This window comes from Bacillus norwichensis, assembly GCF_014836955.1.
Lineage (GTDB): Bacteria > Bacillota > Bacilli > Bacillales > Bacillaceae_C > Siminovitchia > Siminovitchia norwichensis.
The window spans coordinates 200,131-212,755 of sequence record NZ_JACSPV010000002.1; the positions used below are offsets into that span (position 1 = coordinate 200,131).

11 protein-coding genes are annotated in these 12,625 nt (G+C 39.5%); 7 read left to right on the forward strand and 4 right to left on the reverse strand.

Going from position 1 to position 12,625, the window contains the following annotated elements:
* The first annotated feature begins 191 nt into the window (after positions 1 to 191).
* From H9631_RS02395 to H9631_RS02425, 7 genes are all read left to right on the forward strand, one after another.
* On the forward strand, positions 192 to 1,211 hold the full coding sequence (locus tag H9631_RS02395; protein ID WP_225220802.1) for a DUF1835 domain-containing protein: 1,020 nt from the start codon (positions 192 to 194) through the stop codon (positions 1,209 to 1,211).
* A 70-nt stretch (positions 1,212 to 1,281) separates the two neighbouring features.
* Positions 1,282 to 1,923 (forward strand): response regulator, encoded by a 642-nt coding sequence (locus H9631_RS02400; protein ID WP_191809639.1) that lies wholly within the window; start codon positions 1,282 to 1,284, stop codon positions 1,921 to 1,923.
* A 2-nt stretch (positions 1,924 to 1,925) separates the two neighbouring features.
* Positions 1,926 to 3,035: a sensor histidine kinase gene (locus tag H9631_RS02405; RefSeq protein ID WP_191809640.1), complete on the forward strand. Its 1,110-nt coding sequence runs from the start codon at positions 1,926 to 1,928 to the stop codon at positions 3,033 to 3,035.
* A 126-nt stretch (positions 3,036 to 3,161) separates the two neighbouring features.
* Positions 3,162 to 4,100, forward strand: a complete 939-nt coding sequence (locus H9631_RS02410; protein WP_191809641.1) for an ABC transporter ATP-binding protein — start codon at positions 3,162 to 3,164, stop codon at positions 4,098 to 4,100.
* 18 nt (positions 4,101 to 4,118) lie between these two features.
* Complete coding sequence (locus H9631_RS02415) at positions 4,119 to 5,228, forward strand: ABC transporter permease (RefSeq protein WP_191809642.1); 1,110 nt, start codon at positions 4,119 to 4,121, stop codon at positions 5,226 to 5,228.
* 1 nt (position 5,229) lies between these two features.
* Positions 5,230 to 6,372, forward strand: a complete 1,143-nt coding sequence (locus H9631_RS02420; RefSeq protein WP_191809643.1) for an ABC transporter permease — start codon at positions 5,230 to 5,232, stop codon at positions 6,370 to 6,372.
* A 546-nt stretch (positions 6,373 to 6,918) separates the two neighbouring features.
* Entirely contained in the window at positions 6,919 to 8,493 is a 1,575-nt protein-coding gene (locus H9631_RS02425) for a Vga family ABC-F type ribosomal protection protein (RefSeq protein ID WP_191809644.1), read from the forward strand.
* A gap of 381 nt (positions 8,494 to 8,874) precedes the next feature.
* Here the strand turns inward: H9631_RS02425 and H9631_RS02430 are convergent, their stop codons facing one another.
* From H9631_RS02430 to H9631_RS22780, 4 genes are all read right to left on the reverse strand, one after another.
* On the reverse strand, positions 8,875 to 9,336 hold the full coding sequence (locus tag H9631_RS02430; protein WP_191809645.1) for a tripartite tricarboxylate transporter TctB family protein: 462 nt from the start codon (positions 9,334 to 9,336) through the stop codon (positions 8,875 to 8,877).
* Entirely contained in the window at positions 9,330 to 10,871 is a 1,542-nt protein-coding gene (locus H9631_RS02435) for a tripartite tricarboxylate transporter permease (RefSeq protein WP_191809646.1), read from the reverse strand. The genes H9631_RS02430 and H9631_RS02435 overlap by 7 nt, the downstream gene beginning before the upstream one ends.
* 39 nt (positions 10,872 to 10,910) lie before the next feature.
* Positions 10,911 to 11,867 carry a tripartite tricarboxylate transporter substrate binding protein gene (locus H9631_RS02440; RefSeq protein WP_191809647.1) on the reverse strand — a complete coding sequence of 319 codons (957 nt, stop codon included), beginning with the start codon at positions 11,865 to 11,867 and terminating at the stop codon, positions 10,911 to 10,913.
* Positions 11,868 to 12,013: 146 nt separating this feature from the next.
* Positions 12,014 to 12,202: a DUF3951 domain-containing protein gene (locus H9631_RS22780; RefSeq protein WP_225220803.1), complete on the reverse strand. Its 189-nt coding sequence runs from the start codon at positions 12,200 to 12,202 to the stop codon at positions 12,014 to 12,016.
* Positions 12,203 to 12,625: the final 423 nt, after the last annotated feature.

The window sequence follows — 12,625 nt, forward strand, 5'->3', positions numbered from 1 at the left end:
GTATGAATATTCCATGTATTTAGAACTCTCTACAAAATGGAGTTCGCCAATGTGGTAGTATAGATGAAGGTATTGTTTCTATTTTCTAATTCTGTACTGTAACTTTGGCATGTTTGCGGTGGCTATGTACTTTTCTTAATGTCCGGAACAGAGTCGATGGGTGATTAGACGAAAGAGGTGGTATCTTTACCATGGAAGAACTAGATAAATTAATAGATAAACTTCCCTGTAGTGAGGCAAAAGGTTTGTTAAGCAATGTGATGTATCAATTGAACATCATCAAGGAATTCCAGGAAGATCGGGACGAGATAATCGAAGGGCTCATTTCCTTTTACGATGAGACGCTAAATGTAGGCAAAAATAATCAATACTTGGCAAGAGAATATAAAACTGTACATATTGTATGCGGAGAAGCCGCCGCGGGTACTTTACGGGTGGGGCTGGGTTGCGGGCATAAGGTGATCGGCTTTCCTGATTTCTTTGCTGAGGGACCGATTTGGCAGCTGCACCAGGATGTCGGACGCAAGCATCGTTATGAATGGCTAAAGGACCACCTTAATATAGAAAATAATTATATGGAAGAGGAATATGAGCAGAGGATCTTCATAACACTCGAAGAAATGAAGGCCATTCCTGATGATGTCCCGATTGTGCTATGGACGGCTGAGAATGCGCATGAACAAGCAGGAATGCGCTACTTGAATTATTTGTTGAGGGATAAAGTAAATGATGTTTTTCTCATTAACTCGACTGCGGGTTTTAAGAAGCTATATGAAGCAGAATCAGAGAGGGAGGACGAGTTTTTTTGGCATACAGGCGGAATTGAACCCGAAAAAATAAATTCAATCGCCGAAAATCGATGCTTACATCCCCTCTCTGCAGAAATAAGAAGAAAATACGAAGAAGAATGGATTGCACTGGCGGAAACGAAAGAGATTTTACGGGTATGGGAAAAAGGCAAAATAAAATCCGTTCATGATCATTATTTCGATCCAATCATTATTGAGCAAGCCCGAAAACTCCACGCTGAGCAGGAAAAACATGATTTCATATTATCTGCTAGACTCATTGGGGAAGTTTTAGAGCACTTGGATCAGTCGATAGGCGACGCTTATTTAGAAGACAGGCTAAGGAGGCTTATATATAATCGCGTTTTTGAGATAAAGGGAATTCCAAAAGGAATACGGTACTATAGCGTAAAATTGATCTAAGAACGTTTTAGGAAATGTTCCCAATTCTATCAAACTCAAGTATGATGTTTAAGGTGGGAGGGAATTCTGGATGACCATTAGAATTATCATTGCGGATGATAACCCGTTTATTCGGGAGGGATTGAAAATCATCTTGAATACATATGAAGAATTTGACGTAGTATCATTAGTGAATGATGGGGAAGAAGCGGTGGAATATTGCAGGACGCATAATGTGGATATTGCGTTATTGGATGTGCGCATGCCCCACATGAACGGCGTTGAAGCGACCAAGAAAATTGTGGAATCTACGAAAACGAAACCAGTCATTTTGACTACCTTCGATGATGATGATTACATACTTGGAGCGATTAAAAATGGGGCAAAAGGATATTTATTAAAAAACAATGATCCGGAACGAATCAGGGATGCACTCAAAAGCGTCTACCATGGAACAAGCATTATTCAGGATGAAATGCTGGATAAAATTAAGGATTCCTTATCAGGCGAGCTGCAAGTATTCGAGGCAAAAATTGATACAACAATGTTCACACAACGGGAACTGGAAATTATGTCCTTTATTGCCAAAGGGTATTCCAATAAAGAAATATCAGAACAATTGTATATATCTGGAGGAACTGTTGCAAACTATATCACCTCTATTTTAGATAAAACGGGCCTAAAGCATCGTACTCAAATAGCTGTTTATTATTTGACGGGGAAAATTTACTGACAATGGAACGCTGGGCAATCATCAATAAACTGGTTCTTATTTTCTATATTGCGTTGGTTCTTGTTTCTGAGGACACTCAAGGCATTTCGTGGGCTGTATTTTTACTATTGATCTATTTATGTATCAATATTTGTTCACATCTCTTTACTCAACGCGTTCTCATGACTCTGCTTTTGCTTGTTTCTATGACCACATCCATTATTGGGGGTATATATGTTTATCCTCTGTTCTTTTTACTTTTACCGTTATCGGTGGTAGAACTTTTAGGAATATGGAAGGCACCCAAAATATTATCCTTTATTGTGGCCGTTATCCCTGTTTTTTATATCCAATCAGATATACAAGCTCAATATGTATTGGTGATGATTTATACGTTTTTAACATATACCATGAGCATGATTTTTCACGAACGGCATATGGAGAAAGAAAGTCAGCTAGATGTTCTGCATATGAAGCAACAGAAACTTCTCAAGCAAATGAATGAAAATGATGCGTATTTAAAACAATCTGCTTATATGCTTAAGCTAGAAGAGCGAAACAGAATCTCACAGGAAATTCATGATACGATTGGGCATTCCATTACCGGCGCTCTGATTCAGATGGAGGCGGCGAAGCGACTGATGAAGGAGGACCGCAATAAGGCAACAGAACTGCTTCAAAATGCGATTGGTATCACCCAAGACGGTATTGACAGTATTCGGTTAACATTGAAAAATATGAAACCTCCAATCGAGCAGGTAGGGATTAATCGGTTGCAGCTGTATATTGACGAATTTACAGCCAAGCATAATAAAAGGACTGTTCTCACACATAATGGAAATATGGATGATATTACCCCAATCCAGTGGAAGGTTATCCAGGAAAATGTGACTGAAGCTTTAACAAATTCGCTAAAATATGCATGGGGGAGTACGCAGATTTCAATTGATGTTCAAGTCTTGAACAAGCTAATTAGGGTTGAAGTTAAGGATAATGGCAAAGGCGCGGAAAAAATTAAAAAGGGATTAGGCATTATTGGAATGGAGGAGAGAACTGCTGCAATTGACGGAAAAATCATTATCGATGGAAGCAATGGATTCACAGTGACAATCCTTCTTCCAGTTAATCAGTGAAATTTTCACTTTGAAATCATGAAAAACTTCATATCAAGTTATGAAGGAATGCACTTATGCTGTGCGTTCTTTTTTTTTATACTTATTACAAGAGTTTGCGCTATAGATGATTGGAGAGATCAGGATATGAATATTTTGGAGATTCAAGATTTAACAAAGAAATTTGGTGATTTTATTGCTGTTGATGACATGTCTTTATCTATATCGGAGGGGGAAATTTTTGGATTTTTAGGCTCTAATGGAGCCGGTAAGAGTACGACCATCAATATGATCACAGGTCTATTGCGTAAAAATAAAGGTTCAATCAAGATTCTAGGGCAAGAGGCGAGCAAGCATGGCGAGTTTATCAAAAAGCATATCGGTTTGGTACCTCAAGAATTAGCAATTTATGAAGATTTAAGTGCCTATGAAAATGTGAAGTTTTTTGCGGGATTATATGGATTGCGCGGACAGGAGCTTGAGAAGCGGACAGTAGAAGCTTTGGAATTTGTAGGGTTGGCTGATAAAAGGAAAAGCTATCCGAAAACCTTTTCTGGCGGAATGAAGCGACGGCTGAATATAGCTTGTGCCATTGCTCATCAGCCTAAATTGATTATTATGGATGAACCGACTGTTGGGATAGATCCACAATCACGTCAATATATATTGGCATCTGTTCGAAAGTTGAATGAAATGGGCTGTACGATTATTTATACGAGCCATTATATGGAAGAGGTAGAAGAAATCTGCACACGGATAGCCATTATTGACCATGGAAAAATCATTGCTGAAGGCACGAAAGAACAGCTTAAATCGTTGATAACGGATTCCAAGGTCATCTTTATTGAGGTGAAATCTCCGGATACGGTTGATGTGCAAGCAATACATGGTATTCAAGGGGTGGCAAATGTAAAAGTGGTTGAAAACACGGTGCAAATCCATTCGGAACTAGGTGTCAACAATTTGAACCAGATCATTGCTTATTTTATTAATCATCACATTGAAATCCGATCCTTGGATGAAAAAGAACCGAATCTGGAAACGGTATTTCTAACCTTGACGGGTAGGAACTTGCGGGACTCGTAAATAAGGGGGGAAAATGTGATGAATATGCTGCAAATAGCTTGGAAGGAAATTAAGCATGATTTTAGGGATGGACGTACACTTGTATTTATGCTTGCTTTCCCCATTGTACTGATACTGGTGCTCGGATCAGCGCTTTCGGGAGCATTTAAAGATGAGATCTCCATTGATGATTTGTACGTTTTATATGAGGATACGAGCAGCAACCAGTCCCAATCATTTGAAACTTTTACAAAGGAGACGGCTAAATTAGGGGTTCATTTTAAGTTGCTGCCAAATGGTTTAAACGGAAAAGAAGAGGTAAAGCAGGGAAAGGCGGATGGGTATGTAATAAGTGATCAAGCAGGAATTCATCTATATGTGAATGACCAAAATAGTTTAAAAGGGAGTATTTTACAGGGTTTCCTTGCTTCCTATGTTGACACATTCAATTTGATCACAGAGGTAGCAAAGAAGGATTCTGGCAAATTTGAGGAAGAATTTACGCCATCAACTAAACAAGATTATATTAAGGAACATGCTATTCTTCCGAAAAAGCAGCCTGGATCGATGGATTATTATGCAATTGTGGTGACAACGATGATTGCATTATATGCAGCGATGGCCTCTAACCATTTAATTGGCCACGAGCGATCGCGCAATACAGCTGTAAGATTAATGGTGGCTCCGATTAATAAGCGTGACATTTTTATTGGCAAAGTGTTGGGAAGTATCGTTATCAATTGTATTTGTGTTGCTTTGGTTGTTGTATTTAGCATGATGGTATACAGGGCAAATTGGGGAGAGCATTTGGGTTTGGTATTCTTAGTATTGCTGACCGAGGTAATCCTTGCTGTTAGCTTCGGGATTGGAATGGGTTTCCTGATGAAATCGCCGATACCGGTGATCATGATCGTTGTACAGCTTGCATCGTTCTTCGGTGGAGCTTATTTTAAAATTGAGAACCCTGAAGGAATATTGAAGTTCATTACTTATCTTTCTCCGTTGACTATGGAAAATAAAGCAATAATCAATATGATTTATGCTAATGATTTGTCATTCATTTTACCAGCTATTGGAATGAATCTTGGCCTTGCCTTTTTATTTTTGCTGATTTCGAGTATTTCACTAAGGCGACGGGAGGGGTTGTAAAATGAAAGATATTTTCTGGCTGGTTAGTAAAACATTGCGTACAACATTTCGGAGCAAGAAAAACATTATATTATATTTAATCACTCCATTGGCAGGGATATTTATTGCTTTACTTGCTTATGGGGGACAGGATAAAGTTACGACTATTGGTGTGGTAGACCATGATAAGGGAATCATCTCAGCCGAGACTATTGCCTTTTTAAGAGGGCTGGACCATCTCAAGGTGGAGGAAATAAAGGATACATCCGTTACAAATAAACTAACGTCGGGTTCGATAGAGAGTGTCGTAACTTTTGAGCAGGGCTATTCAGAAAGTGTTCTAGCTGGAAAACCGGATCATATTGACATTACATCTATCAAGGGAGAAAGCGTGACGGGCTTTATCAAAACCTATTTGTATCAATATATCGATAATCTAACTGTAATTGCCGCAGCTGTAGATGGAGATTCGGACCAATTTATGAGAATGTATAACGATTATCGACACGCGGATTTCCAATTAAAAACGACAGCTCTTAAAGATTCTTCTACTAGTAAAAATATGACATATATGACCGTCGGTTTTTTAATTATGATCATGATGTATTCAGCGAATAATTTGTCAGAGATTATTTTGGCAGAAAAAGAAAATCGCACATATTTTCGTCTATTGTCGACTCCAGTTACAGCGCAAAAATATATCTTTTCTAATGTAATAGTGAATATGATTGTAATGATCGTTCAGGCAGTCGCGACCCTCAGTCTCCTTTCATTCGTCTTTCATATTGATTTAAATATGTCACTTTGGAAGGCTTTAGTGGTTATGATCATTTTTTCTTTGATTGCTGTCGGTCTCTCACTTGTTATTGTCGCTTTCTCCAATAGTAGAAAGTCAGCCAGTGGTTTATCCATACTGCTTATTACTCCTACGGCCATGCTTTCAGGGTGTTTTTGGCCAATTGAAATCATGCCAAAGTCGATTCAAAAAATATCTGAATTCCTTCCACAGCGCTGGACACTAGACACCTTGACCAAACTGCAGGAAGGCCACGATTTTGGCAGCCTAAACTTAAACATCCTGATATTGTCTGCTTTTGCAGCAGCGTTCTTTCTTGTTGCCATTTACAAATTTAGCCGTAACAATAGTGCGAAAAGCTTTATTTAACTTTATTCAGCAGAAATCTACCATTTCTGTAAATGGTGAGATGAATCCCTATTGGTATTCAAAGCCCAGCTGAATAAAGTTAAAGTCTCCAGCGGATGCAACAGATTTTCAGAAGAAATGTATTGAGCGAAGCTCGATAAAATCTGGGCGCAAATACACCAAGGCGCATTTGACACAGAAATAGGAGTGGCGCATTTGGGGCTTAATAACATATATGAAAATGTGAACCATAAGAACCAAAGCATTTGACAATTTTTCTCATACGATATAAAGTTTATGTAAATCAATGAACGGAAGGGTGAACCAACTAGATGAAGTACTAATCCTATTTTCGAAAACCATTTATTGAAGGAACTGCAAACTGAAGATTTTTATCTTCTTTGTGATGCCTTCAATCAGAGTTTTCAGAATAGGATAGGACTTCTATAGTTGTGCCCAAAAGGAGTGGTCTCTTTTTGGCGTCCCACTATACTTGTACCTCCTATTCTGAATGCAGATAGGGGGGCTTTTTTTATGCCTCATATTCAGAGAATGGGGGATGATTGAATGGTTTTATTAGAAGCAACTAGCATCAAGCACTATATCAAGGAGCGTTTGTTGTTTGATATTGAACAATTACAAATAAATAAACAGGATCGGATTGGTTTGGTTGGCCGCAATGGGAGCGGAAAGACTACATTGTTGAATATTTTGTCTGGAAGCCTGGCCCCGGATCACGGCTTAGTTACACATCATGTAACGAGAGAGCTTTTGCCTCAGCTAAAAAGGACAGACACAACGAAAAGTGGTGGAGAAGTGACGCAAGAGTACATTAATCAAGCACTCATCAGTGATCCCGAAATTTTATTTGCGGACGAACCGACAACAAACTTGGATTCTGAGCATATTGAGTGGGTGGAAAGGAAGCTGGCTGGTTGGAAAGGTGCTTTTGTGCTTGTATCTCATGACCGTGCATTTTTAGATGCCCTTTGTACAACAATTTGGGAAATCAATGACGGTAAAATAAAGGAGTACAGGGGTAATTACAGCGATTATGCAGAACAAAAAGACTTAGAGATTCGTCAAAAGCGTCTAGCTTTTGAAACATATGAAGCAAAGAAAAGGCAATTAGAAGAAGCCTTGAGGGTAAAAGAACGTAAAGCTGAAAGAGCAACAAAAACACCGAAAAAGGTGAGCAAATCAGAAGCGAAGATTACCGGAGCAAAACCATACTTTGCGAAAAAGCAAAAGAAGCTGCAAAAGACGGCAAAAGCGATTGAAACGAGGATGGAAAAACTTGAGAAGGTGGAGAAAGTGGCAGAAACTCCACCGCTGAAAATGAATCTGCCCAATGCGGATACATTCAAAGACCGGATTATTCTTCGGGCAGAGAGTGTAACTGGCGTCGTTGACGACCGCCTTCTTTGGAACAAAGCGAACTTTCATGTTCGCGGTGGAGAAAAACTTGCCATCATTGGACCGAATGGAAGCGGAAAAACGACTCTTGTAAAAAAGATCATCAATCAGAGCAAAGGCATTACGGTTTCACCAGCCATGAAAATAGGTTATTTTAGTCAAAATTTAAATATATTAGATATCGAAAAATCAATATTAGAAAATGTCAGTTCCACTTCCAAGCATGAAGAAGCACTGATTCGAACAGTATTGGCAAGGCTGCATTTTTTTCAGGATGATGTTTTGAAAGCAGTGAGCGTTCTCAGCGGGGGTGAGCGAGTAAAAGCGGCGCTGGCTAAAATATTTTTAAGCGATATTAATACATTGCTTTTAGATGAGCCGACGAATTATCTTGATATCGAAGCGGTTCATGCGTTGGAGCTGCTTTTACAAGAATATGAGGGAACGGTCATTTTCGTCTCGCATGACCGCCGACTCATTGAAAATGTGGCTACACGGATTCTGGATGTCCGAAGGGGGAGAATCGACTGGTTTGAAGGGACGTATAGGGAATATAAAGATCATAAAGCGAAAAAGGACCGAGATAGCAAGGAGGATCAACTTCTTGTACTTGAAACGAAAATAACAGAGATATTGAGCCGTTTAAGCATAGAGCCTAGTGATGAGCTTGATCGAGAGTTTCAAAGGCTTTTGAAAGAAAAACGAAGCTTGGACGCCAACAATTAGTCTATCAATTGGAGAGTGAGTATGCATAGAAAGTGGATGTTCTTTTGCCCCTATAGCTGCACATAGCAAGCGGTATCAAGCACAGCCGGGTACGGAGTGAAAAAGATCTGCACGTTCCAGTATGGTGGAAACTACTCGAAAAAAGAAATATTGTCCGTATCTGCGGAATACTATCCGAGAAAAGGAAATACAGTCTGAATCAGTTAAATACTATCCGAGAAAACGGGGTACTGTCCGTATCAGCAAAATACTGTCCACATTTGGCGCAGTTATTATCCGATAACCTTTCAACGGATGCAATTAGGAAAAATAACTGCTCAAAATGCAAAATTAGCCGGCGATGAACCGTCGGCTAATTTACTTTATGACAGTAATCTGAGATTACCAACCTAACAAGCCTTCAGGCAGAGGAACATGAAATACGTATCGAAACAATATATAAAAGGCTGAGCTGATTATGATTGAAATGGGGAATGCCTGAAACAAAAATAAATGTCTTCTTTTTGTATTGCCTTCTTTTTGTAAAATCCAGATGGATGCCGCAAGATAAATAATACTTGCGGGCAAGAAACCGATGAAACTGATTAAAATGAAATAACAAACCATACTGGAGGTCACCAGGATGACCTTGCGCTTGTGATTTATAAAATAGTCCGCTGCTTCATTTTTAACTAGGCTTTTTATAAAATAGATGAGGCTCAATAGGAATAAAATGATGCACACAGTTCGCGGAAAAACATAACTCATTTCGGACAATCCTCTTGTGTCCAAAATTGCGGCAAGGGAGATGACCAGAAGTAAAGAGGAGCTGATCAGATCGACTTTTGATTTAATTATTACCATCTTTCACCACTCGCCTTCTTTTCCGGATAGGTCTCACTTGATGTTTTCCCCCTTTTCTTTTTGGCTATGGAGGCAAGCAGAGGACTTATGATAGAAATCATACATAAAATAATTAGCACGACAGAGAGAGGGCGGGAAAGGAACAAGGTATAAATACTGCCGGAAGCTTTACCAAGGAGAAGGGACTGAGTAAGGCCTCTTTCAGCAATTGGCCCGAGAATAAAACCGAGTACGATGGGTGCGGGATGAAAACCAAAATTTTTCAAGAAAAATGCCAATATCCCCAATCCGATTAACAAGGCTATATCCAATAGGCTGTTTCTAATGGAGTAGGTTCCAATGATTGTCATAAAAACAATAGAAGGAGCTAGAATATAATTGGGTACGGCAAGAATCTTTCCAACGTATTTTGATCCCATCAAAGCAAAAATCAACATCAGTAAGTTCGCAACAATAAATCCGATTAAAAACGTATAGACCAAGCCTGTTTGTTCTTTCATCAGATTAGGGCCTGGCATAATACCTTGCATCATTAAAGCGCCTAAGATGATAGCTGCCGGAGGCGATCCTGGAATCCCCAACGATAAAAGGGGAACCAAAGAACCTCCGACTTCTGCATTGTTGGAAGTTTCTGCAGCTATTACACCATCAATATTACCTTTTCCAAACGATTGTTTGTCTTTGGAGAATCTGACTGCAGCATCATAAGATAATAAAGCAGCTACATTTCCACCAGCTCCCGGAATGATTCCAACAATGATTCCTATAATGGAGGAGCGGAGGATGAATATCGGTTTTTTTATCAGGTAGAAAAAAATCTTCATTATTAAGTTTTTTTCATTTGATATAAATTGCTGGGATTTTACTTCATTTTTAACCATTGAGATGACTTCTGGTATGCAAAAGAAGGCAATGAGAATAACCACCATATCTAATCCTGACTGCAGGCTTGAAAAGCCGAGGGTAAACCGTGACTCTCCACCGACAGGCGATATTCCGACGGTGCCCAAAAGTAATCCCATGCATCCTCCGATTAATCCCTTTAATAATGTGCCGGAAGAAAGGGTTGCAATCATAGTTAAACCAAGCACGGCCACCCAAAAATATTCTGAGGGTCCAAAGCTCAGGGCCCACTTTGCCAGTACGGGTGTCAGGAATAAAAGGGCAAATCCTCCTATTACCCCACCAATGCCAGAACTCAAAGCCGCCATGATTAATGCGTGGGAGGCTTTCCCTTTTTGCGCCAATGGGTAACCATCAAAGGTGGTCGCTATCGCCGAAGGAGTTCCAGGTGTATTGATCAGAATGGCTGAAATACATCCTCCATAAATACCGCCGACATATAATCCACCCATTGTAATGAGCGCAGTTTCAGGGTTCATGGTAAATGTAAAAGGCAATAGGAGAGCAAGTGCCATTGTAGCGGTCAAACCAGGCAAAGCCCCCACAATAATTCCGATAAGCACGCCGAGACAAAGCAGAAGCAGATTTGTTGGATCTGTTAATGAACTAATAATATTTGTTAAATAGTCCATTCTTTTGCCTCCTTGTTTAGGGGCACATCCTGTCCTTCGTTATTTGTACATACTCTTGTATTCTTCTATTTTCGATTCAATATAGTCCAATGATTCCTTGTGTCCCATTGTTTTAGGCTCGAATCCTTCTTTGTACATTTGCTCCTTTATACCAGGCTCTTTCAATATGTTTAAAAATGCATTTTCCAAAGTTTTGATTATCTCTGGATCTGTCCCGGGCGGTACAGCTATTCCGCGGTCGATCGAGGCGGTCATTTTATATCCAGCTTCCTTAAATGTCGGGATGTCAGGCATTGGTTCAAATGTTTCCTCAGATCCGATTGCCAGGATTTTCATATCTTTTGTATATGTTAATAAATCGCTGGAGTTTGCCAAAATTGCCTCTGTATTTCCTCCAAGGAAAGCTTGCATAGATGGGCCTGCACCATCGAAAGGAACATATTGCATCTCAATTCCAGCCAACTCTTGTAATTGTAAAAATGCCATGTGATGCCCTGTATGATTGCCGGAGCCAGCGACAGTAACCTTTCCGGGTGAGGCCTTTGCTTTTTGTACGAGTTGCTCCAACGATTGAATATCACTGTTCTTGGAAACAGCGATTGCAATCGGTGTTGCTTGGAAAATGGCTATTGGAATGATCTCTTCTGTTTTATATCCGGTGTCTTTGTTGGCCAATGGCTGGAGAATGATGTGTGGGATATTAATACCTGCAAGAAAATATCCATCTGGTTTTTTGTTCGCTAATTCGCTCCAGCCCACCGAACCCCCGCCGCCCGGTTTGTATTGGATGACGATTTTTTGACCCAATATCTTTTCAAGATAAGGCTGCTGGCGCCGTGCTTCAACATCCGATTGTCCTCCCGGTTCAAATGGGATACTGTATGTGATGGATTGATCAGGGTAAGGATCTGAGCCTTTTTTAGCAGGAGCGGAGCATGATATCAAAATGAATATCAAAATAGCCGTTGACATAAAGATGAACATTTTTCTTTTCACAAAGCTTCCCCCCTGTTTTTCGTCTATAAGAAACATAGACTGGCGGTAAGTCTTATTCATTGTATTCAGCTTAATCTTTGTCCCATTACACTGAGAAAAGAGTTTGGGAATTACTATGAAGAGAGGGGATACCAGTGTATCTAAAATTAAAAATAAGTCATACTAATCCTCACTTCCCTTTTAGTTCCTCTGGTTATATCATCAAAAGGTGTATACATATTCTTATATCTTTTCTTTCTCACCACGACATTATATACACCTAAAATTATCAGTCCTAAAAATATTACTCCTATTGCAAGAACTATTATATTTATTATCAAATTTAAAACCTCCATTTCCCAAATTTAAATGTTGATAATCTGAAAAGATAAAGAAAATGTTATCTGTTGCATTATTTCTAAGTATATTTACTGTGAGTTTTGCTAGTACCGCCTATAAAAGCGGAACTAAAACTGCTACTAAATCAACAATTGGTGGTTTACCTTCATTCAGCAGAAGTCTCCCACTTCTGTAAATGAATGCGTATTGGTATTTCAATCAGCTGGGTTAAAATCCTCTGGCAGATGCCACAGATTTTCAGAGGAAACAATCGGGCGACGTTTCTCGTCGCCACCGTCTAGAATGAAAACTGATTCTTACCTTATGCAGAGTTTATCCCTTTATTACCCTGATAATAATGAGTGTAACAACAATACAACCAGGCTGAAAAAATTTTGGTGGCCCTTTTAACAAGGTACCCTGTAGAGGAAACTGGTTAT